This window comes from Weissella confusa (assembly GCA_041871065.1).
GTDB lineage: Bacteria > Bacillota > Bacilli > Lactobacillales > Lactobacillaceae > Weissella > Weissella confusa_A.
Genome location: CP168942.1, coordinates 469,637 through 492,547 on the forward strand (window position 1 = coordinate 469,637; position 22,911 = coordinate 492,547).

General features: G+C 42.2%; 18 protein-coding genes and 1 pseudogene. All 19 read left to right on the forward strand.

Going from position 1 to position 22,911, the window contains the following annotated elements:
- The first annotated feature begins 8 nt into the window (after nt 1-8).
- The 19 genes and pseudogenes from ACAW68_01995 (at nt 9) to ACAW68_02085 (ending at nt 22,834) form a co-directional block, all read left to right on the forward strand.
- Nucleotides 9-1,175: an amidohydrolase family protein gene (locus ACAW68_01995; GenBank protein ID XGA16361.1), complete on the forward strand. Its 1,167-nt coding sequence runs from the start codon at nt 9-11 to the stop codon at nt 1,173-1,175.
- A 115-nt stretch (nt 1,176-1,290) separates the two neighbouring features.
- Nucleotides 1,291-1,461 carry a hypothetical protein gene (locus ACAW68_02000; GenBank protein ID XGA16362.1) on the forward strand — a complete coding sequence of 57 codons (171 nt, stop codon included), beginning with the start codon at nt 1,291-1,293 and terminating at the stop codon, nt 1,459-1,461.
- Between the two features lie 319 nt (nt 1,462-1,780).
- Complete coding sequence (locus ACAW68_02005) at nt 1,781-2,008, forward strand: hypothetical protein (GenBank protein XGA16363.1); 228 nt, start codon at nt 1,781-1,783, stop codon at nt 2,006-2,008.
- A gap of 175 nt (nt 2,009-2,183) precedes the next feature.
- Nucleotides 2,184-3,923, forward strand: a complete 1,740-nt coding sequence (locus ACAW68_02010; GenBank protein XGA16364.1) for a DUF262 domain-containing protein — start codon at nt 2,184-2,186, stop codon at nt 3,921-3,923.
- A 312-nt stretch (nt 3,924-4,235) separates the two neighbouring features.
- Nucleotides 4,236-6,209 carry a hypothetical protein gene (locus tag ACAW68_02015; protein XGA16365.1) on the forward strand — a complete coding sequence of 658 codons (1,974 nt, stop codon included), beginning with the start codon at nt 4,236-4,238 and terminating at the stop codon, nt 6,207-6,209.
- Nucleotides 6,193-7,062, forward strand: a complete 870-nt coding sequence (locus ACAW68_02020; GenBank protein XGA16366.1) for a hypothetical protein — start codon at nt 6,193-6,195, stop codon at nt 7,060-7,062. Before ACAW68_02015 ends, ACAW68_02020 begins: the two co-directional genes overlap by 17 nt.
- The gene (locus ACAW68_02025; protein ID XGA16367.1) at nt 7,062-7,829 is read left to right on the forward strand and encodes a DUF6339 family protein; all 768 of its coding nucleotides are present in this window, start codon (nt 7,062-7,064) and stop codon (nt 7,827-7,829) included. The genes ACAW68_02020 and ACAW68_02025 overlap by 1 nt, the downstream gene beginning before the upstream one ends.
- A 126-nt stretch (nt 7,830-7,955) precedes the next feature.
- Entirely contained in the window at nt 7,956-8,366 is a 411-nt protein-coding gene (locus ACAW68_02030; protein XGA16368.1) for a (deoxy)nucleoside triphosphate pyrophosphohydrolase, read from the forward strand.
- Nucleotides 8,356-11,079 carry a DUF3427 domain-containing protein gene (locus tag ACAW68_02035; protein ID XGA16369.1) on the forward strand — a complete coding sequence of 908 codons (2,724 nt, stop codon included), beginning with the start codon at nt 8,356-8,358 and terminating at the stop codon, nt 11,077-11,079. Before ACAW68_02030 ends, ACAW68_02035 begins: the two co-directional genes overlap by 11 nt.
- A 4-nt stretch (nt 11,080-11,083) precedes the next feature.
- Entirely contained in the window at nt 11,084-11,266 is a 183-nt protein-coding gene (locus ACAW68_02040; protein ID XGA16370.1) for a DUF3427 domain-containing protein, read from the forward strand.
- A gap of 506 nt (nt 11,267-11,772) precedes the next feature.
- The gene (locus tag ACAW68_02045) at nt 11,773-12,831 is read left to right on the forward strand and encodes an AEC family transporter (GenBank protein ID XGA16371.1); all 1,059 of its coding nucleotides are present in this window, start codon (nt 11,773-11,775) and stop codon (nt 12,829-12,831) included.
- Between the two features lie 72 nt (nt 12,832-12,903).
- The gene (locus tag ACAW68_02050; GenBank protein XGA16372.1) at nt 12,904-13,908 is read left to right on the forward strand and encodes an NAD(P)-dependent oxidoreductase; all 1,005 of its coding nucleotides are present in this window, start codon (nt 12,904-12,906) and stop codon (nt 13,906-13,908) included.
- 137 nt (nt 13,909-14,045) lie between these two features.
- Nucleotides 14,046-14,999, forward strand: a complete 954-nt coding sequence (locus ACAW68_02055) for a nucleoside hydrolase (protein XGA16373.1) — start codon at nt 14,046-14,048, stop codon at nt 14,997-14,999.
- A gap of 74 nt (nt 15,000-15,073) precedes the next feature.
- On the forward strand, nt 15,074-15,274 hold the full coding sequence (locus ACAW68_02060) for a hypothetical protein (protein ID XGA16374.1): 201 nt from the start codon (nt 15,074-15,076) through the stop codon (nt 15,272-15,274).
- A 166-nt stretch (nt 15,275-15,440) separates the two neighbouring features.
- Entirely contained in the window at nt 15,441-16,466 is a 1,026-nt protein-coding gene (locus ACAW68_02065) for a WxL protein host-binding domain-containing protein (GenBank protein ID XGA16375.1), read from the forward strand.
- A 66-nt stretch (nt 16,467-16,532) separates the two neighbouring features.
- Nucleotides 16,533-17,420, forward strand: a complete 888-nt coding sequence (locus ACAW68_02070; GenBank protein ID XGA16376.1) for a WxL domain-containing protein — start codon at nt 16,533-16,535, stop codon at nt 17,418-17,420.
- A gap of 63 nt (nt 17,421-17,483) precedes the next feature.
- Nucleotides 17,484-19,550 carry a hypothetical protein gene (locus ACAW68_02075; GenBank protein ID XGA16377.1) on the forward strand — a complete coding sequence of 689 codons (2,067 nt, stop codon included), beginning with the start codon at nt 17,484-17,486 and terminating at the stop codon, nt 19,548-19,550.
- A gap of 173 nt (nt 19,551-19,723) precedes the next feature.
- Nucleotides 19,724-21,057: pseudogene (locus ACAW68_02080) on the forward strand (C1 family peptidase).
- Between the two features lie 109 nt (nt 21,058-21,166).
- Nucleotides 21,167-22,834, forward strand: coding sequence for an aryl-sulfate sulfotransferase (locus ACAW68_02085; GenBank protein ID XGA16378.1), 1,668 nt, complete (start codon nt 21,167-21,169; stop codon nt 22,832-22,834).
- Nucleotides 22,835-22,911: the final 77 nt, after the last annotated feature.

Sequence of the window (22,911 nt, forward strand, 5' to 3'; positions counted from 1 at the left end):
AAAATGATATGACAATTGTTAATTATGTTGGTGGAAATGTGTATGTGACAAACGAGGGGTTCAAGTCACAAACGGTGTCAGTTGATACGGTATCTGGTCAGGTGGTTGAGACCGTGCGTGAGGCTGATCAAACGGTTGATGTGCAAGGTAAGTATCTAGTGCCAGGGCTGATTAATGCCCATGCGCATATTGTGATGGCGGCTGACGGCCGTGAACGTGCGGGTCAAGATGTAACGCTGGATACATTAGTTGCGTTGCAGAATTTGCAGGATGCGATTGCAAGTGGTGTGACGACGATTCGTGACGCCGGCTCAACGGATAATATCGATTTGAAGTTGGCAAGCAAGATTCGTCAGCAACGCCTACAACTACCAGACATCATTGGTAGTGGCGCAGCGTTGACGATGACGGACGGTCACGGGTCAAAGATCGGTATGGAAGTCGACGGTGTTGATGAAGTGCGTAAGGCAGCCCGTTGGAATCTTAAGCACGGGGCGCAAACGATTAAGTTGATGGCAACTGGTGGCGTGAGTTTGGATGGTGAACAACCAACTGACGAGCAACTATCAGTAGAAGAATTGACAGCAGCGGTCCTTGAAGCACACCACAAGGGCAAGCCAGCGATGGCTCACGCACAAGGCACGCAGGGCATCAAGAATGCCATCTTAGCCGGTGTTGATTCAGTTGAGCACGCGGTGTATTTGGATGACGAAACTATCCAAATGTTGCTGGATACGAATACGGCGATTGTGCCAACGATGGCGGCGCCTTGGCAGATGCTACAACATAAGGATGATATTCCAGCTTATATGTACGATAAGGCTTCAGCGCTGTGGGAGGCGCACCAACAAAGCATTCGTGATGCTGCTGCCGCTGGTGTGAATGTTGTGATGGGGACTGATGCTGGTACGAGTTATAACGATTTCAAGTCTGGTCCGGGTGTGGAAATTCGCTTGTTGGCGAGCGTGGGGATGACACCAGAACAAGTGTTGCTCGCATCAACGGTTCGTGGGGCTGAATTGTTGGGGATTGCTGACCGCGTTGGGGAGTTGGTGCCAGGTAAGGATGCGGATATGTTGATTTTGGACCGTGATCCATTGCAAGATTTGGCTGTGTTAACGGACGCACCACGCGTTATCAAGCGTGGTCAGGTTGTGACGGGGAGCTTGAATTAAACGAGAAAACGCCGTTAGTTGGAGACTAGCGGCGTTTTTGTGTGAGCTGGAAACCGGCATGTTTTGGGGATGACGCGTAAAATTGATGTGATAATGAATGAAGAGGTGGACGGTGATGTATATCATTGAAATTAATGGTCAGTATGTACAAGACATCAGTAACGGCATGCCACGATTTGTCTTTGGCAAGTTTGGCGCCCGTCAGTTTTACAGCGAATGGGAAGCAAGGAATTATGCCGATATGAATGGGTACTATGGCTTCATGAATGTTGTGAGTGCGTACTAAATTAAGCTAACTTTCAGCCACAGTTATTGGTGCGTTAAGGTAGCAACCTTATTATTAATTATGTCGAAAGGGGATAACCCCTAAGACAAATCCCTAAGAATGACTCATATTCCCGTTTGAGAATCCCAACTCAAACTCCCTACTCCTTAAAATGCAGATCGCCGGTAACCCAGCTGGCTTGATCCGAAGACACCACTAATCGTTTCGATTGGTGGTGTTTTTGTGTTTCTAAATAAATATAGCAATATTTAATCATCTTTGTTTATTAAACTTTCAGAAAAGATTGAGAAGTACATTTAAAAATTTGGAGGAAACAAAGATGAGTAAAAAGCAGATTGACGGCAGAATTAAGCGATATGAAGTACATAATCACCAAGGCGAATTGTTGTTTTCCGGTACAGCGGAAGATTTGATTCAGAAATTTGAAATTTCGCGTAGCACGTTGTACGCAAATGTGTCGAAAACTAAAAAGGGTATCTTAACGGGAAGAAACAAGGGCTTCCGCTGGACCGTTAAGAGCATGGAAGACGTTGCGGAAACTTATTGAGTTTAGTGCCTAAATCCGAAAACACCACTAATCGTTTCGATTGGTGGTGTTTTTGTTGAACGCGAAGTTTGAATGTATTTTATACAGTGAGTGAGAAAAGAAAGAATTTGTTTGCCTCGAGATCTAAATAATGATCTAATTATTGTAATTAACAATTACGGGGGTGTATGTAATTATGGGAGTTCCGATTAAAATTCCACAACCAGCAGGACTAACGATGGGGATGCTTTTTCAGCAAAATGTTTTTTCTGTGCCGGTGTATCAGCGAAACTATTCATGGAAACAAAATGAAGTTTTGGATTTCTGGAGAGATTTAGAAGATCTAATAGAAGAACGACGCAATAATCACTTTTTTGGGCAGGTGGTTACATTTAATCACGATGACACTCAAGATTTAATTGATGGACAACAACGAATGACCACCAGTACGATTTTTTTGGCGGTCATTCGTGATACAGCTCAGAAGATGCTAACGGAGGAAGCAGATCGATTAACACAGGATTCAAGAGATAAGCTCCGTGACATCACACGAGATATCAATCAACGATTGATTCGTGGTGAAAATGGTGAGCAGGCTACACTGAAGTTGCAAGCATCATCTGAATCGGATCGCGAATTGCAAGATTATTTTTACAAGCGGACTCACGCACAAGCTGTGGACTATTTGGATAATAGTCAAAAGACTGAACCAATGAAAAATATGGATGCGGCGTACTTGGAATTTCAAAGTGGCATTGAAAATTCGCTTTCACAGAAGAAAACGTTTGGTGAACGTATCACCTTGCTTGACCGAACTTTGAGAACATTTATTGAAAAATTCTACGTTGTCATGATCTCAGCACCAACGCAAAGGGATGCATTCATTATTTTCGAAACGCTAAACAGTCGTGGTGCAGACTTAAAGCCGTCTGATATTATTAAAAATCACATTATGTTCCTACTGGAAGATGATCTGGAAAATACTAATTTGCTTTGGGCAAAAGTTTCAGATCAATTGAACGCGGATAGCGATCGAATTACCTCGTATATTCGTTCTTATTGGACGGCTACGCGTAGGCTGGTAACAGAAGGCGCATTGTATCGTTCTTTAAGCCAAGAGTTGAATTCTAAGTCAGAAGGAAAAGCCTTTTTGGATGACTTGGTTGAACTTGTGCATGCATATGATGTGCTCGAAAACCCGTGGAGTCCGGTGGCAAACCGAGATCTATTTAAGAACCGTATGTTGCACGCTGAAATAGATATTTTAGACAAGATGAGTGTGAAGTTGTATTATCCTATATTCTTGTCAATGCGGAAGCAACGTTTTGATGAACAACAGATTGCCCAAGTGCTTCATCAGGTAATTTCAATCTTTGTACGACACCGCACCATTTTGAACAATGGAACTAACACTTTGGAAAGTGGATTTGCAACAACGGCAAATAAGATTTATCGAGGTGAGTTAACTAGTGTTAATGATATCAATACAGATTTGAAGCGACCTGCTATGCTCCATTCCGATGCGGATGTACTCGCTGCTTTTTCTGTTCTTTCAAAGGAAGGTGGACAGCGCGGACAGAAAAAATGGGCACTTACGTATTTGTTGAGCGAGCTCGCATATGCGGATAAGGAAGAAGATTACTATGAAGATGTGTTCCGAGAAGATAAGTATGAATTAGTCCGTATCGCCGAGTTAAACGATATGACCGATGACGTAGATACAGATCATGAATCTCGAATTGGAAATTGGACGCTTATCGAGAAGGCGTATAAGTTTGACGAACGTGATGCAGATGGAAAGTATCAGGCGCTACATGGCTCATCGTTCCCAGGTAACGACGTCTTAGCTGAGCAAGTTAAACAGGGCTGGGATAACGATGCTGTAGAAGCTCGACAAAATACAATGAGCGACAATGTTGTTGTGATTTGGCAATAAGGTGTAAAAGTTGGAAGAGGGTAATTTGAAGAGTATTATCTAAAATTAAAATTTGTTTGATCTATGAGATAACTTGATCAACAATTAAGATCCAAAATTGAATTTGATAAGGAAATGGATTGAGTCCAACCAACTAGGTGAGATCCTTACATTTATTAAGTGGAAGCCGGGCTTTTAAGCTCGGTTTTTTTGTTGCGAATTAATGAAGAAATTGTATTTAGTTAACGGGGTGATCGTTTTATTAGTGAGTTTTGCTTTAATTTATGATCTAATTAAATAAAGACTATTTATATGGGGAGTAGGTATAGTTGTATGGATTTTTTTAGATCTACGGTTAAGAAGCAATCTGATGCTTGGATTTTCCCTAGTGGTAAGGGATTGACACTTAGTGGCATTAATGCAGCTGGAATCGATACGTTTTCTGATGTGCCAATAAATTCAATTACACGTGAAGGTATTCAAAACTCTTTGGATGCGAAGGATTCAGGTGTTGATGGTCCGGTCGTGGTTAAATTCCAAAAGCATGACATTCCATCTAGCGATATTCCAGGTATCGAAGAGCTGAGAAATGTGGCGTTGCCTGCAATGCGATCAAAGTGGGATAGCTCAGAAACAGCACAAGAATTTTTAAACACATATGAAAGTGTCATAAACGAAGCAACGGTTCCGGTACTTCAAATGAGCGATTATAATACCAAAGGATTGGCGGACAAAAATTGGCAATCATTGATTTTTGTCGCAGGTGATTCAGTTAAAGATGATGAAGCATCAGCTGGAAGTAAAGGTATTGGAAAATTTGCGCCATTCGCAGCTTCAAATTTACGAATGGTTTTTTACCATTCAATTTCGGAAGCTGAAGGGGAGCGCAGTATTGGTGTGTCGCAATTAGTATCTTTCGATAAGCCAGAAAAAGACGAAGTGACTCAGGGGCCGGGCTATTATTCTGCCAAAATGGAGGGTACAAAGTACCTACCAATGAGCAGAGACTTGCCATTTGCGATTAATCGAAAGATAAATGAAAAAGGAACTGACCTTTTTGTAGTTGGTTTTAAGAATGATCCTAATTGGGAAGACCGAATTAAAATAGCGGTGCTTTCCAATTTTTTGATCTCTATTTGGGCAGGCGAATTAGAAGTTCATATTCAAGATGAAGTTATTAATCAAGCCTCATTAGCAAGCCTATTTCAATATTTTGAAACACTTGAGAGCGATAATTCTCGGAAATCAGATGCATTTAAGGTGACAGACGAGTACAAAGACGCTTTCCGTGCATTTGAAGTTTTGAATAGTCCAAAACGAATTGAATTGCCATTACCTGAAAAAATGGTCAATGATTATGAGTTTATAGAGTCGTCCAAGGATGCACATCTATATTTAGCAATTCTTGAGGACACAAATCGAAAAGTTCTTCAGACTCGTAAGTCTGGTATGAAAATTAATTATAAAAACCACATCAGTGGATCAATTAACTTTTTCGGAATATTCCAGGCTACCGGACAGAAATTAAATAAGTTCCTCAAAGATATAGAAAATGCAAATCACGATGATTGGTACGTAGATAGAATTATCGATAAAAAGCTTAAAAAAGAGGCAACAAACTTTTTAAAAGACCTGAATAGGTTCTACAAAGATTCGGTTATTGATAATTTTTCTAACGCGAATACTGAAAGCATGGATGTGTTTGGTCTAAGCGGTATTTTAACTGTTCATCAAAATGATTCGGAATCAGAAAATTCTGATGAAGCTTCGCTTGATAAAAAAATTACGGAACTGGTAATTAAGAAGCAAAAGAATAAAGTTAAGGTAGCTCAGCCAAAAACGAAATCAAAAAAAGATGACAACATTATTGGCGATGTATTTGGAGAGTCGGATGATGACGAAGAGGAGATTCCAGAGCCAACTAGAACACCAGACCGCAGAGATGAAGGAAATGGAGTGACTAACACTCCGGAAGATCAACGTCAAAAGGCCCGTCGTGGAGCAGAATTAACTGAGATCGGGGTCCGCTTGATTGAAGTTGATGCGGAGAAGGGCGAGTACAAAATTAATATAAAGGCGCCCAAAGACCGTGCAAAAATTGAAGTTGAATTTAGAATTACGGGTGAAAACGGTTTGGATGAACTGGTCAAAATTAAATCAGTTGATATTCCTAATGCGGAAGAGTTCACGGAAAGCAGTGTTCTGATTAACAATGTGAAAAAGGATGAGATGATACGCGGATCTGTAACCATTGATTTTGGCACACGAGTTCGGCTAGGAGGTAAAACATATGAAATTAAGCAATAATTCGTTTCCTTATCCGGTATTAAGTGCTTCTGATTCCCTTAGCTTTGAAGATGAATTCATATTTGGAGATAGTTTTAGCGTAGATGTATCTCAAGAACAGGTAGGCCAATCCGACTTTGAACTTGTGATCCAATACAAACTAAAAAATGACGATCTTCAAAAAATGATAAATGATGGTACCGCGTTGGTGCTGGCGCATCTTGAAAGCAGTTTGACTTCTTTTCGAAAGGCTATTCCATTTCCGGAAAATAAAGACACGCTCCGCCTAGGCGTTGACGCAGAATCTATTGCTAAGAACATTGAGCTAACTGTTTTGGTAGTCGCAAATATTGATATCCCAGAGTATATGAATTCGGGATTTAATCCGGAGCTTTTTGGTGATGATTACATTGTAAAAAACATTATGCGTGGAGATATTTTGGCTTTCGAGCCAACAGTGGAGATTGAACTTCAAATGGAAGACTCTGCACCGAAGAGTGTGCAAACTTTCATTAAAGTATCAAAATCAAAGAATAAGAGCATGACTGTGAACCTCGATGGTGAATCTATAAGGATTGAAATTCCTGAAGCGGCATATAAGATATACGCTCAAATGCAGAATGCGAAAGAAGTTAAAATTGCAAACTTCTCTTTGTTGATTCCTGCATTGATGATAGCCGTTGACGACATCAAAGATGAGGGATCTACAAATGGTGATTATCTTTGGTATAAGGAATTGTCCATGTATATTTTCGAGTCTTTGAAATATAGCGATAGTAAGTTGGAAAACACTTCTTCTCTAGTGGTTGCGCAACAGTTACTAAACAATCCAATTATTCCGGCGTTTGAAGTATTTAATGAGGTTGATGAGTGATGAATATTCCTATTGTTTCTAATAAATTTTTGGAAGAGTTTGATACGAATTTTGATACCGATATGCTTGATTTATACAAGCTGCAAAACGCGTTAGAAATTCAAAATGTCATGAACAAGGAAGGCAATGTTTTTCGAACAAAGAAAGAGTATGAGAAGCAGGAGTTACTGTTGCCAGAAACTAGTGAGTATGACAACGCGTATGAAAATATTGTGAGTTTACACTCGCAATTAAGAAATTTAACTCCCGTAGAAGCGACAGATCCTCGAATTTGGGTCGCTTTGGAAAATACTGATTTTTTAGATTATCATTTGCGCGTGTTGAAGGTGATGGATTTTAAAGCTGGAAAACAAGAATCTTCAATAAAAAGCCGCTCAAGTTTTATTGTGAACGGACATAAAAGATCGTTGGCGATAAATAACTTAGCCTCACTATGGTGGATAGGACATGTTTTTTATGATGCAGAACATGAAGACCCATATCATTTTGTTAAGCTTTTTACACAAACTGACTTTAGAGGGAATTTTGTTGCACTTTCGTCAAGCAATGTGATTGATAGTGACCACATACGATTGGGCATATTTGATGCTGTGTTTGAGTTGATTCAAGATGGACAAATTTCTCAGAATAGAAAGGCGTTTTCGGAAGCTAATAAGATCATGAATATGATTGGTGGAATTAGATTGCTAGATCTTCTTACGCGTAAAGAAGTGTATGAGTATGTGTTAAGAAGCTTGCCTAACCAGCTTGAGTCTAAGAGAAGATGATTGGATTTCAGAATAATTAGTAAATTATACAAGTGATTTAAGATCAAAAAGATTGGGTGTATTCAACCAATCTTTTTATTTTGCTGCTAAAATGAATACAAACATATGACGTGAGAGGTATTCAGTATGAAAAAGCGAATAGCAGTTGTTGGGGCGGCAATTATCGAAAATCAGAAGTTGTTGGCAGCTAAGCGTTCAGAGGGACGATCATTAGGTGGATACTGGGAATTTCCGGGCGGAAAAATTAATGAAGGTGAGACATCAGAAGCAGCCTTACAACGTGAAGTATTTGAAGAATTTGGAGCTAATGCAACTATTTTCGAAAAGCTGGATGAGCCATTTGAAAAAGAATATGATTTTGGGACGGTTGTTCTTGAAATTTTGTACGCTCGTTTAGATTCTCAAATTACCAAGACTATTGAGCATGAAGAGTTACGTTGGGTAACGGAAGAAGAGGCACTTAAACTAGATTGGGCGCCGACAGATGTGCCAGCTATTGAAGAACTGGTTGAGCGAGGATTTAATCATGTCGACTAAAGATGATCTTCGAGCGGGGATAGAATTCGGATTTATTGATGATACAGTGGAAGCTTCAGGTCGTTATCAACCAGCGCTGCTAACTAATCAAGGCGGGGATACTATTTTAGATCACCTAACTGACGAACTGCATACAACTAAAGGATTTACGTTCGCGGTAGCTTTCGTTACAGAGGGTGGATTGATTGACATTAAAAGTACACTTAATGACTTGGCACGAAAAGGCATTCGTGGTCGATTGATAACGTCAAATTATTTGGATTTTAATCAGCCTAAAGTGTTCAAAGAACTCTTGAAGCTGCCAAATGTTGATGTGCGAATTATTAACGAGAATGGGTTCCATACCAAAGCTTATTCATTCAACCACGGTGATTACACATCAGTCATTATAGGTAGTGCTAATCTAACCCAAACAGCACTAAAAAAGAATTTTGAATGGAATTTGCGAGTTACATCAACCCATCAAGGTGACATCACAAAACAAATAACGGCTCGCCTTGATGATTTGTGGAATAAGGCAGTGCCTTTAACAGAAGACTGGATCGCCGATTATGCTGCACACTACGAAGATAGAAAGCCGAACATTCAGATAGAGCGTACTGATTACTTTATTGAATCAGATGAAATAAGACCAAATCGGATGCAAGAACCAGCCTTATTAGCACTGCGAAAGTTACGACAACAAGGTGCAGAAAAAGGATTAGTGGTTGCAGCAACTGGAACTGGGAAAACGTATTTAGCAGCCTTTGATGTAAAACAATTTGCGCCAAAGAGAATGCTATTTGTAGTTCACCGTGAGCAAATCTTAAAAAAGTCTATTGAGAGTTTTAAAAAGGTACTTGGCGGAAAAGACTCAGATTATGGACTGTTATCAGGGTCACGCAAAGATTACGAAGCAAAGTATCTCTTTGCAACGATTAACATGGTTTCTCGTCCAGATGTTATGGATCAACTTGGAAAAGAACGGTTTGATTACATTCTAATTGATGAGGCTCATCGTGTTGGGCATACGCAAGATGCCGAACGAGAAACGATGTATCAACGATTTATGAATTACTTCACTCCAAAATTCATGTTGGGAATGACGGCGACACCAGAACGTACGGACGGTGTTAATGTATATGAGTATTTCGACTATAACGTGGCGTATGAGATTTCGTTGTTAGATGCGCTTGATTCTGAACTATTGGCGCCATTTCACTATATTGGAGTTACTGACTTTGAAAAAGATGGTGAAATCATTGACGACAATACAGAACTAAGGCGATTGGTATCTGACGAACGTGTTAACTATCTTTTAGAGAAAACTAACTATTACGGATATGCCGGCCCTGAATTACATGGTCTGATTTTTGTCAGCCGAATTGAAGAAGGTGAAGCGTTAGTAAACGAGTTGAACGTAAGAAACGTAGCAGCACGATTCATTAGTGGTAAAAATTCCGTTGAAGAACGCGAACAAGCAGTTCGCGATTTAGAAGATGGCGATCTTGAGTATATCGTGACAGTTGACGTTTTCAACGAAGGAGTCGACATACCTAAGGTGAACCAGGTTGTTATGATGAGGCCAACCGTTTCAAGCATTATATTCTTACAGCAACTTGGCCGTGGCCTTAGAAAGATTGAAGGTAAAGAATATGTGACGGTCATTGATTTCATTGGAAATTACTCGAATAACTACATGATTCCGATGGCCTTTGATAAGTCCCGTTCATCAAACAAGGATCGTATTCGAAAAAATATTATTTCCCCAACTATTTCAGGCGTCTCAACGATTAATTTTGAAGAGGTAGCACGCCAACAAATTTTGAAGGCCGTTGGACAAGCCAATCTTAATTCTATGGCAAAGTATAAAGATGCGTATAACGCCTTGAAACAAAAGATTGGAAATAGGGTGCCAATGTTTGTTGATTTTGTTCAGAGAGGAACAGTGGGGATTGATGACATTATTGGCAAATTTAAGGAGGGTCTGCTAGATTATCAGATGAAGTTTGATAAAGATGCTCCACTGCCAGTATTTAATGATCGCCAACAAAAATTTTTAAGATTTGTATCCAAAGAAGTAGGTGCATCGAAGCGAATTCTTGAATCAGAATTAATGAGGTGGATAATTAGCGAAAGCAAATTAACTGACCGAGACATTGTAACGAGATTTAAAGAACACGGATATTTTTTTGAAGAGAGCACACTGGATAATCTTCAAAAAATATTTGATCTATCCTACTTTATGAAAGCAAATTTCGAAAAGTACGGTGAGGTCGCAATTCTTCAAAGAAAACAAGGAGAGTGGAGTTTCACTGATGAGTTCCGTACTGAACTAGCAGACAAGGAATTTGAAAAATACGTTGTAGACGCAGTGGATGCTGGATATCAAAATGTGATGCAAAACTACAATACAAACGTCCGGTTCCAAATTGGTGAAAAATATTTACGAGCTGATGTTATTAAATTCTTGGAGTGGGACAAAGAACAGAATCCACAAAATGTCGGAGGCTATATTAAACGTCCGGACGATAGATACCTACCCGCATTCATAAACTTGAAAAAATCTGAAAACCATTCTAGTCTCGTTTCTTATGAAGATGGATTCATAAATAGGGACACAATGGTTTGGTTCTCAAAAAATCAGAGAACGTTAAACTCTAAAGTCGAGAAGCTGATTTCTGAGACGGATGACTTCGGGTTTATTCATATGTTTGTAAAAAAAATCGGATAACGTAGTGGCAGATGGACTTGAATTTTACTATCTAGGATCTGCAAAAGTACTTCAGGCTGAAGAGATGATCGGTAAAGACAAAGAAGGAAAAGATTCTAACCTGATTAGATTTGAAATTAGATTGGAAAAACCGGTTGATCCAAGCTTGTACAGGGCGTTAGTAGAGGATGTGGACGCTGAAAATTAGATATCATGTAATGTCTTTTGATTTCCACCGCTGACCATACTTAAGAAAACTAACTTTCGGGTGTTAGCATTTTTTGAAATAGCTGTGTTTGGGATGCGTAACGATATGGTGCCGTACGCCGCATTATGTTTCTAACAAGTTCATGAAGATATGCTTTAACCAGCGATTTTAAAACACAAAAAATAGGCAACTAGATACATATGTGCTTGATTGGCACGTGTATCTGGTTGCCTATTTTCAGTTTGAAGTATAAAAATGTGGACATCGATCGTTTAGTTCCCGGAAATTCACAACGTCTGTCCGATAAACAGAGTGAAGGATTGAACATTTTCTCACAGTTAGGAAAAACTATATGTTAGTTAGTGGCCGATGGGTGTAAAAGCCCATATTAGGGACTTTGTTCGTAAAAAAATACGTTTTAATGAACCCTTGACAGCATATGAATGCGTTCTGTATACTCTTGAATGTTGTTTTTTTCACATATTATTTTTTGAGGAGATTCAGGGATGGATTTTGGGAAGGCTTTTACGTCTACGTTTGAAAACATGGACGTACTTTCTGCAATTGCTTCAACAATTGCAATTATTTTGCTGGGATTTATCATGCGCAAGCGTGGTATTTTCACGGAAACGTTTGGTAAGACGTTGACGAAGGTTGTTATGACGTTGGCATTGCCAGCTTTGGCGTTCACGTCATTTTTGGCACCAATTAACCCACAAACATTCAAGCAAGGAATGTCAATCTTGGTTTGGGGTATTTTGGTTTACGTTATCTTGATCTTTGCAACTAAGTTGATGTACTTGCGTTACAAGGGCGAGAAGCAAGACGTTATGCGCGTCTTGACGGACTTTGGTTCAACGACGTTCTTTGGTATTCCTATCGTAACGGGAATTTACGGTTTGAAGGGAGCAATGTATGCTTCAATCTTCAACATTGGATACCGCATTTTCTTGTACTCATACGCATACATTAAGATGTCTGGTCAAAAGATGTCTAAGGATAACTTGCGCACGATGCTTTTGAACCCAATTGTTATCGCAACGTTCTTGGGATTGATTTTGTGGTTGGCTCAAGGGTCAATGCCACAATTAAACGTTGTTGATGCTACGGGCGCACACACGTCTGTTGCCTTCTACCGTTTTGATTTGACGGCACCATGGCTATACAAGCCAATGACGTACCTATCAGGTTTGGCATCACCTTTGGCTTGGTTGGCCATCGGTTCAACTTTGGGTGAAGTATCATTGGCCAAGGCTGCTACTGATAAGGACTCATGGTACTACTCATTCAACAAGGTTATCTTGGTACCAATCATCAACATCGTTGTATTGGCTGTTTTGTCAGGTTTGGGTGTTTTGCCTGTTGACGGAACTGCTTTGGCTACGACGATTATCATGATGGCAACACCAACGGCTACGGTCGCTGCAGCGTACGCAATCAGCTTTGATCGTTCAGCATTGTTGGCTTCAAACGCCTCATTGTTGTCAACGGTTGTTGCAACGATTGCAATGCCATTCTGGATTGTGATTGCTCAAATGTTGGGTCACTTGAGCATTTTCCACTAATTAAAAGATGATATAAATAGCGCCGCTACTGAATGTTCAATAGTGGCGCTGTTTTCATAAAAGGAGATAAAGATGACATTTAAGATTGCCGCCTATGGCGTACGTGAGAATGAAATTGCCTACTTTAACAAGTTGAACAAGTATGACTACGAATTGACGTTGTTTGCTGACAACTTGACGCATGATAACGTTGAGACTGCTAAGGGTCACGATGCTGTTCTAATTCGTGCAAACAACGTTGCTGATGCACAGAACTTAGCAACATTGGCTGAATACGGCATCAAGTATGTCTTTACGCGCACGGTTGCGTACAGCCACATTGACTTGGCTGCCGCAAAGGCTAACGGTCAAACGGTTGCTTATGTACCAAGTTATTCACCATACGCTGTTGGTGAATTGGCCTTTACGTTGGCCTTGATGCAACAACGTCACACAACGATGGCTGCCGCAAATGCAGCCAAGGGACAATTTCAAGTATTGCCTGGTATGTTTGCAACTGAGCTTCACGATTTGACGGTTGGTATTATTGGTACGGGTCGTATCGGTCGTGCCGAAGCTGAACTATGGCGTGGTGTTGGGGCAACGGTTTTGGGATATGATGTTTATGAGAACGAGGATGCCAAGGCTTTGTTGACGTACGCAACTGAAGAAGAGTTGTTGGCAAAGTCAGACATTGTGTCATTGCACGTGCCACACTTCCCAGGTAAAAACGATGCCTACTTTAACGCAGACTACGTGGCAAAGATGAAAGATGGTGCGATTTTGGTGAACACAGCACGTGCCGAAATCACTGATCAAGATGCTATTTTGGATGCCGTTGAGTCAGGTAAGTTGAACGGATTTGCGACTGACGTTGTCTCACAGGAACGTTTGTTCTTCGGTAAGAACTTCAAGGGTGAGTCAACGGGGAATGCCACGGTTGATAAGATGATGGCTTTGTACCCACAAGTCATTGTGACGCCACACATGGGATCGTACACAGAAGAAGCATTGACGGATATGATTTCAATCAGTTTTGACAACTTCAATGATGTCTTAACGACGGGTACGTCACGTAACGTGGTCGAATCAAATTAAGAGTTATTAAACACAAGACGACATCGGTATTTGCGGTGTCGTCTTTTACTTTTTGTTCGTTTTAATCATAGTTTAGCTATGTTAATATAGATGAAACGAATTAAAAGACGAACGTTGTTTGTTAAGGGGAGAATGAAATGACTGAAAAAGTGTACTTTAGCCATGATGGTGGTGTTGATGATTTGGCATCTTTGTTGATGTTGTTATCATACGAGGAGCAAGGCTTGATTGAACTAGTTGGTGTGGGGGTTGTGCCAGCTGATTCATACTTGGAACCTGCTGTTGCAGCGACGCGTAAGATTATCAACCGTTTCTCAACACACCATGATTTGTTGGTGAGTGCATCTGATGCCAAGTCGAGCGATCCATTCCCAAAGGAGTGGCGCATGGATTCATTTACGGTTGACGCATTGCCAATCTTGAATGAGTTTGGTGAAGGGGACACTGAGTTGTCGTACAATACAGCCGCCGATGATTTGGCATCAATCTTGGCGGAAGCAACAGAACCAATCACGTTGGTCTTTACTGGGCCAGTGAGTGATTTGGGAGCTGTCTTACAACGCGACCCAAGTTTGTCAGCGAAGATTGACCGTTTGGTTGTGATGGCTGGTACGTTTGGTGTTGGAAACATTGCTGAACCTGAGCAAGACGGTACGGCTGAATGGAACGTCTTCTGGGATCCACAAGCCTTCAAGATTGTCTTTGATTCAGACATCAAGATTCAGATGGTTGGGTTGGAGAGTACTCACGAAGTACCGTTGACGCCAGCTGACCGTTTGCGTTGGGCAAAGTTGCGTTCACACCCAGTGATGGACTTCGTCGGCCAAGCATACGCAACGGTGCCGGTATTGACGCACTTTGAGACAAACTCAACGTACTTCTTGTGGGATGTGTTGACGACGGCCTATGCGAAAAAGCCTGAGTTGGTGGAAACAAAGATGATGAACGTCGACGTGATTCCAACCGGCCAAAGCCGTGGCCGTACGTTCGAAACACCAGAAGGTCGCGAAATTGAATTTGTGTACCACGTTAACCACGACGCTTTCTTCACGTTCTTTGAAGAGACAATGATGGCAATGACCCACTACTAATCTGTAACCGCCGAGTCAACCGACTCGGCTTTTTATGTTAGTATGGGGGCAATAAAAATATGGAGGGCAGCGATATGTATGTACCAGTTTTTCTACGACCACGTGATTTAGTGGCATTGCCTTGGTTGATATTTGTGACAACGATATTATTGTTGATGTTTATTGATAACCAAACTGCCCGCTTTATTTGGGATGGTATTGGCTTGTTTCTGGGGTTGGTGACGCTGATTGGTGTATCGATCATGCGACGCTACATTGATGTCGACAAAGATTAGGAGCACCTAGCATCGTGTTAGGTGCTTTTTTGATATCGGTCAACTTCACAGTTTCTTCACAAAATAGGCAAGACTTCTACATTGAATATCCTTAAACTTACGGAAAATAAGTGCATTATGTTAGTATCAGTGTACCTATTATGAAGTTGAGAAGTGGGAACAGAAGATGAACTACAAGAAGCAAACTGCGATTGCTGTTCTTGGGGTTTTGGGTTTATTGACATTATCAACTACGAACGTATCTGCAGCCGATTACAGCAATGAAAATCCTGAGTTTTCAATTGCATTGTCGCCTATTGATGGGCAACAGAAAACCGGCGGTACGACGTGGGATATTAAGACAGGGCCGAATAAGAAATTTGGTGGGGTGGTCTATATCCAGAACACGTCAAAAGCGGATGCGACGTATGATGTCAGTGTGCAACAAGGCTTTACCAATAGTAATTTGGTCGTGGGGTATGCGTCGGGCAATAACAACAAGTCTTTGCCGGCGAATATGCGTTTGAACAGCATTGCGAAGGTGCCACAAGAAAAGGTAACCGTGAAGGCTGGGCAAACCGTATATGCACCAATTAATTTTAAAACGTCAGCGAAGTCATTCGACGGTACGATTATCGGGGCCGTGGTGGTCACGAAGCAAGTGCCTAAGGGTGATGTGAAGCAAGCTGGTTTAACGAATCAGTTTAGCTACGTTAAGGGCATTAAGTTGTCAGAGACTGACAAGCCGGTTACCGCTGATCTTGTGAACACGCATAAGGGACGTGTTGTCACAAAGGATAGCCAGCAAGTATTTGAGCTTGGACTAGCTAATAACCAAGACAATTACATCGGTGACTTGAAAGTAACAACAACCATTAAACACGGCAATAAGGTCGTGATGCAGGATACGCAAGCGAGTCGTCAGATTGCGCCGAATGCATCATTTAAGTACCAATTGCCAGCTAACCAAAACTTGGCGGCAGGAAAGTATTCATATCGCGTTGAGATGGTGAATACGCAATCAAAGAAGAATTGGGTCTTTACAGGTGATTTTAAGATTTCGGCTGTGACCCAAGGAACCGTTGCCTTGCGTCGTTCTACGGCTTTCATTCCGGCCTGGATTTGGTGGTTAATGGGAATCCTCATTGCAGGGTTCATGATGATGTTGTTTATGTTGCCTAAGAGTCGACGTCAAAAGGATAAGCAAGTGTAGTAAAGGGTGTAACACTGTTTATTCGGATAGAGAACTAGGGAAAGAGAAGAAGATAGGGGTTTAGATATGATTAAGCAAGCTTTGTTTGGTGCCACGGTGTTGGCAGGATTGGTTGGTGTTGCTGGGGTAGCGCATGCGGCAGATGATACGAATGTATATCCAACAGGATTTCAAAAGGGTGAACAATCAGATATTGCTACTAACCAAGGAAAGACGCAAATTGAATTTACGGGTGATCAAAGTACACAATTCAACAATGCAGGTGGCACTGCTTTCGTAAACCCAAATAAGGATGCGACAGTTCAGACTGCTCAAGACGCCAAGGGGAAGCAAGCCTTTGGGTTGACGTTGCTACAAGTGCCAGACTTCAACTTTGGGTCTCAAAAGCTTGATGGTATCACATCTGCTACGGATGGATACACGACAGACGGATTGAAGGCGTACGCAAATGCTGATAATGACCTTGTAAACAGCAAGCCAGTAGATGGTGGTATTGTTGTTCGTGACTTGCGTGGTGGTAGTGCAGGTTACCAAGTGTATGCGGCAGCATCAAACTTGTATTCAGATAATGGAGCAGTTCTACCAGTAGATTCAATCGGTTTGAAGGTTGCAGGTCAAAATGCAACGTCAACCGATGCTAAGGATGCTATTCTCGGAACAGACGGTTTTGCAACTGTTTACAAGGCATTAAATAGCACAACGACTGGCGCAGCTCAAACTGATCGATCAGCCGGAACTAAGCAAGACGATGACTTGGTTGGTCGTGTTGCCGGTTACGGAAACTTGGTACTAACAGGTGATGAAGACACAAACGGAACGTACACGTCAGGTGCCACATCATTGAACTTGAAGTTGGCAAACAACAAGGTTAAGGCAACGGCGTACAAGGGATTTGTAACGTTCACGTTGCAAGATACTGAGTTGACAAAGCCGGCTGCAACTAACGCAAAGTAATTATGTAAAAGGTCAAGGCGTAATGGCTCTTGACCTTTTTGTCGAGTAAGTGGAGGGAGAATTATGCAAATACTTCGTCGAATTGGCGTCAGTTTAGCTGTTGTATTGTTCAGCATATTCTTGACCAATGTATCGGCAAATGCATCGACGACGAATCAACTGGATAGCATTCCTGATACGGCGGTGGCGCCAACGAACAACGATACGCTACCATCGGAATATCAGGTGAAGTTCTACGGGACTTTGAATGGTAAGGAAAATCAGGATGTAACGGAGTTGATGAAACAAACGGATGCAACAAAGCCACATTATTCTAGTGAGATGCTGACGGTTCAGTTGAAGATTACGAATTACGATTTTTCTAATTCTATGTCGGGATTTGTTCAAGCGTTTACAGGAAGCGTTGACTTACAGGGCCCTATCAATATTGTTAATGGAGCGGGGCAAAAAATTGTTAATTCAGATTTAGGAATCGATTCGTCAACGACACAGTATGTTGATAGGAATTCTGATAGCCTGCGGTATTATGAATCGGAAGTGCCAGATTTTTCTAAAATGAAATCGGATCGAACGACAATGATGACTATCCCAGCTCGAAAAAGCTTAACCATCACATATACGGTGAAAGCCCAGCCTGGAAGTGTTGGAAAGGAGCCGATAGACACCCAGTTCGGTTTGGGGTTGCGAGCAACTTTCAATGGCTCAGCTTTGTTAGCGAAACGTGAAAATGCCAACTGGTATGCACAAACACCATTGAATGAAAATCAAACCAAGGGTACGGTGCCTGTAAAGTTCTACGATACTTATGGAAATGAAATTCAGGATAAAGCGTTGCCAGATATACAACTGAAGGGTACGCTGATTCCATCGTCAGTGTTCGTTGGTGCAGCGGATTCGAAGTACCACGCTGTTTTTCGAGTAGATACATCACCGTTGCTGAAAGCGGGCACGTTACCTGGAAAGTATCGTTTAGCGACCGATTTACCTAGTGCACTATATTTGGTTTCGCAGCAAAGTGCCGGTCGAGGTCGCATGTTTGGAACAATTGCGACTGCCGGAGCCGGTAAGTTGTCCGATGATGCGGTGTACCCAAATCTAGATATCGTGGATAAATCAACTGATGTTTCAAACTTATGGCAGCGAAAGTTGTATCCGTTTGGGGCGAACCTGGAGTTGTATCAGAAGTTCAATAATACCGACACCAAGACAGATGTGGGAAATCCGACCAGTGAGCAGTTGTACCACAGTTATGATGGATCATTCTCATTACCAACCTGGACGGATCAGCAACCTTCTGCGGACGCTGAAACATACGGTGATATCACATTGATGCTAAAGGAAGACGCAGTGTCTGGTAAAATCTCGTTTGTTGATCAATCAGGAAATCCGGTGAAGGACGCTAAGACAGGCGAACCGTACACGGATACGTTTAGTAATCGTGGACCTGGTGAGGCTGTGCAAGTAACTGAAATTACGCCACCACACGGGTACGAAGTTGATGCGACAGCTAAGTTGCCTAAATATCCGGTTACTGATGGTGGCACGATTAAGATTCCAATTCGTCGTATCACGGACAGTGCATATGTTTCGCCTGATTCTTTGAACCCAAACAGTGATGGTACGGTATCTGAGGCACAAGAAGCGACAACGGCGGCCGATGCGGGATTGCTCGCTAACGGATTGCAACTGGAGCACGTGCCAAGCTTTGCGTATTCAGGTGCAATCACTGCATCGAAGAATGTGCAACTCAAAGCAGATAGCGCCTTGCAGTTTAAGTCGATTCACAACGTGGCGTTTAGCCTATGGATGACGGCTTCTGCAATGACTGATGGACAGACGAAGAACGCATTGCCGATCTCAAGTTTGCAGATGCCGTTTAACGGGGATGCAAAGCAGGGAATGGTGAATGTATATCAAGCTGGCCAGGCTGGAAATGGTAAGGCTGCATTGATGCAATATGGCACCAAGGTAGCTAGCGTTTCGGCTGGTGAAGATAAGAATGACTACGGTCTAACAAATACGTCTACGCTACAAGTCGGTGACATGACAGCGCAAATGGATCACGGACCTAAAGCTGGCAGCTACCACGGCGTTGTAACGTATATGGCTGTTGAAGATGATTTGAATTAAAACGAAACGCCGAGTCGAAATGATTCGGCGTTTTTTGCTGACTGTTTTTGGCGGTATCTAACATATCAACCTTTAAAGCGCGTTGGCAGTGGTCGACGCGCTTATTTTTTACCATTGTAAACCGCTATCTAAAAGGCTACACTAGACTTAAATTAGAAAAAGGTGAAAATGATATGAATGAAATCACACAAGAACAATTGGCGTATTTCAAAGAAGCCGTGGCGGTTAGTCCGAAGGCTGACGCACTACGAAATGCGGTAACGACGAATGGTATTTTGCAAGCAGCACGCGATAACCGTCGCGCTGGTGAATTGACACCAGTCTTTAGCGTTGACCTAGAAAGCTCACCAGTTGCGAACCAATTGCAATCTGGTCGTTGCTGGATGTTCGCCGCATTGAACACGATGCGTCACGACATGAAGGCGTTGTACGGTTTGCCTGGGGACTTCGAATTGTCACAAAGCTACACGTTTTTCTGGGACAAGTTGGAGAAGGCGAACTACTTCTACAACAACATCGTGGCTACGGCTGAGCAACCAACGACTGATCGTGAAGTTGCCTTCCTGTTACAAATGCCACAGCAAGATGGTGGGCAATGGGATATGATGGTTGGCTTGATTGAAAAGTACGGTGTCGTACCACAATCAGCTTACCCAGAATCACAAGCATCATCACACTCAGCGGACTTCAACCGTTTGTACAATGCGAAGTTGCGCAAGGACGCCATCACGTTGCGTCGCATGGTGACGGAGCATGCAACTGAAGAGCAAATCGAACAACAAGTTGCCCAATTCGGTCGTGAGAACTACCACATCTTGTCATTGACGTTCGGTGAGCCACCAGTAACGTTCAATTTCTCATACCGTGACAAGGACAACAACTTCCACAGTGATGCCAACATTTCACCAAAGGATTTCTATGCGAAGTATATTGGTTGGGATTTGAGTGAATACGTTTCAATCATCAACGCCCCAACAGCCGATAAGCCATTCAACCAAACGTATGGTGTGAAGATGCTTGGCTCAGTTGTCGGCGGACGCGAAGTGAAGCACTTGAACTTGGATTTGGCAACATTCAAGGATTTGGCGGTTAAGCAATTGTTGGCGGTGAAAATGTTTGGTTCGGTGTTGACATGGGACCTAAGTTGGACCGCACGGCTGGTTTGATGGATACGAAGTTGTACAACGAAGATGATTTATTCGATGTTGATTTCAGCATGACCAAGGCGGAGCGTTTGGAGTTCGGTGATTCATTGATGACCCACGCCATGGTTTTGACGGGTGTTGATTTGGTTGATGGTAAGCCAACGAAGTGGAAGGTTGAAAACTCATGGGGCGACAAGAATGGCCACAAGGGGTACTTTACGATGTCAGACGAATGGTTCGACGAATTCACGTACCAAGTTGTCATCAAGAAGGAGCACTTGCCAGCCGAGTTGCGTGATATTTACGAGAACACAACGCCATACGAATTGGCACCATGGGATCCAATGGGTGCCTTGGCATAATAGATGATTTAGAACGGTACCTTAACGGGTATCGTTTTTTCATTAAGTCCGAATTAAGTTGCAATCGATATAGTTATGTCGCTCATAAAATCACATACAGAGGTTAGTTATGTTTTCATTTATTAAACGACATAAGATTATGACAAGCACGTTGGCAGTTGTAGTTGTAGCAGGGCTGGCGACGGCTGGTTACCATGCCTACAAGGAAAGTCATCCAACGCTTTTAACGACAGCAGAAATCAAGCAGAACTTAGGTCTAAAGTTATCGAATAAGTTTACGAATGATCAAAAGGCTGCTAATAAGACGTACGCATCAGCAATGCAGAATTCGCAATATACAGTGGATAATATGTACACCAAGGTGAATCCTTATGGCACATCCCCACTAACCGCGTTCGTCATCTTCCAAACCGACCAAAAGGCAACGGTCAGTTACTCGGTTGCCGGTAAGACAAAGGCAACAACGATTTCAAATGACATTGACGGTGAGACGACCACTCACAAGATTCCGGTCGTTGGCCTGTATGCCGATACAGCCAATAAGGTCACGTTTACCATTAAGTATGCAGATGGGCACACGGACGAAAAGACGATTACGTTGCGGACCAAGGCACTGCCAAAGTCGATGTCGAACATCAAGATTGACGTGAAGAAATCTGATGCTGACAAAATGTCGCTTGGTGATAACAGTTTGACAGTTATGGCCCGTACAACGAAGGAGCCGTTTGCCATTGACGCATCAGGTGATATTCGTTGGTATTCAACGACGTACAATGAGCACATTTTCAAGACGCTCAAGAATGGTCACCTGTTGATGATGCGCAAGCAAAACAACAGTGCGCTGGTCTATAACGACTTGATTGAAACTGACTACATGGGACGCATTTATAAGACGTACCACTTCAGCAACAAGACATCTGGGTCAGATAATGCGACGATGAAAAACAAGTCAGAAGGCGAGACGACAGCAATTCACCACGACGTGATTGAGCTGCCAAATGGTGATTTGTTGGCAACTGTTTCTGATGGGTCAAAGTACATTGAAGATACGATGATTGTTATTGATCGCCAGACTGGTGAAATCAACCGCGTTATCGACTTCAAGAAAATCTTCCCAGCTGAAATGTACACCAAGTACACGTCAACCAAGCGTGCTGATGGTGGTATCGATTGGTTGCACCAAAATTCAATCAACTATGATGAAAGTGATGATAGCATCGTCATTTCTGCCCGTAACCAAGATTTGGTGATGAAGTTTGATTTCAAGACAATGAAGCCAATTTGGATTCTATCAAGCAAGGCCAAGTCATCATGGCCAAAGAAATGGCAGAAGTATGTTTTGACATATGCAGATGGCACGTCAATCAACGGTGGTCAACATGATGCGACTGTCGTAGTAGGTAGCCACAACGGTAGCAAGGAAACCATCACGTTGTACGACAACAACATCGCAGTGACGAATGGTGATAAGAAGTCATCAGGCAAGTACTCACAAGGCATGCAGTTGGAAATTGACACGAAGACGATGACGGCCAAGGAAACGTGGGCTTACGGTAAGACACGTGGGACAGCCAACTACACCGACCGTATTGGCTCAACGGCATTGTTGTCAAACGGCAATTACTTGATTGACTTTGGTTATTTGAATGAAAAGAATGGGGATGCCTCAAACATCGTTGAAGTGACAGCGGATAATGAGGTGGTCTTTGATGTTGAACTATCAAACCTACAAAATAAGGGATATGTTTACCGTGCATATCGCGTGAATATTAAGTAATAGCAAGCCGGCGTGAAATACCACGCTGGCTTTTTCATTTGCGGTATAAGTTCCAAAACCAAAACGAAGCGCCAATT

Bases quoted from the DNA above. Each gene is read 5' to 3' on its own strand.
- ACAW68_02085 (XGA16378.1), top strand. From the start codon at position 21,167: ATGTTTTCATTTATTAAACGACATAAGATTATGACAAGCACGTTGGCA.
- ACAW68_02055 (XGA16373.1), top strand. From the start codon at position 14,046: ATGACTGAAAAAGTGTACTTTAGCCATGATGGTGGTGTTGATGATTTG.
- ACAW68_02010 (XGA16364.1), top strand. From the start codon at position 2,184: ATGGGAGTTCCGATTAAAATTCCACAACCAGCAGGACTAACGATGGGG.
- ACAW68_02045 (XGA16371.1), top strand. From the start codon at position 11,773: ATGGATTTTGGGAAGGCTTTTACGTCTACGTTTGAAAACATGGACGTA.
- ACAW68_02075 (XGA16377.1), top strand. From the start codon at position 17,484: ATGCAAATACTTCGTCGAATTGGCGTCAGTTTAGCTGTTGTATTGTTC.
- ACAW68_02020 (XGA16366.1), top strand. From the start codon at position 6,193: ATGAAATTAAGCAATAATTCGTTTCCTTATCCGGTATTAAGTGCTTCT.
- ACAW68_02070 (XGA16376.1), top strand. From the start codon at position 16,533: ATGATTAAGCAAGCTTTGTTTGGTGCCACGGTGTTGGCAGGATTGGTT.
- ACAW68_02030 (XGA16368.1), top strand. From the start codon at position 7,956: ATGAAAAAGCGAATAGCAGTTGTTGGGGCGGCAATTATCGAAAATCAG.
- ACAW68_02035 (XGA16369.1), top strand. From the start codon at position 8,356: ATGTCGACTAAAGATGATCTTCGAGCGGGGATAGAATTCGGATTTATT.
- ACAW68_02015 (XGA16365.1), top strand. From the start codon at position 4,236: ATGGATTTTTTTAGATCTACGGTTAAGAAGCAATCTGATGCTTGGATT.
- ACAW68_02050 (XGA16372.1), top strand. From the start codon at position 12,904: ATGACATTTAAGATTGCCGCCTATGGCGTACGTGAGAATGAAATTGCC.
- ACAW68_02005 (XGA16363.1), top strand. From the start codon at position 1,781: ATGAGTAAAAAGCAGATTGACGGCAGAATTAAGCGATATGAAGTACAT.
- ACAW68_02060 (XGA16374.1), top strand. From the start codon at position 15,074: ATGTATGTACCAGTTTTTCTACGACCACGTGATTTAGTGGCATTGCCT.
- ACAW68_01995 (XGA16361.1), top strand. From the start codon at position 9: ATGACAATTGTTAATTATGTTGGTGGAAATGTGTATGTGACAAACGAG.
- ACAW68_02025 (XGA16367.1), top strand. From the start codon at position 7,062: ATGAATATTCCTATTGTTTCTAATAAATTTTTGGAAGAGTTTGATACG.
- ACAW68_02065 (XGA16375.1), top strand. From the start codon at position 15,441: ATGAACTACAAGAAGCAAACTGCGATTGCTGTTCTTGGGGTTTTGGGT.
- ACAW68_02000 (XGA16362.1), top strand. From the start codon at position 1,291: ATGTATATCATTGAAATTAATGGTCAGTATGTACAAGACATCAGTAAC.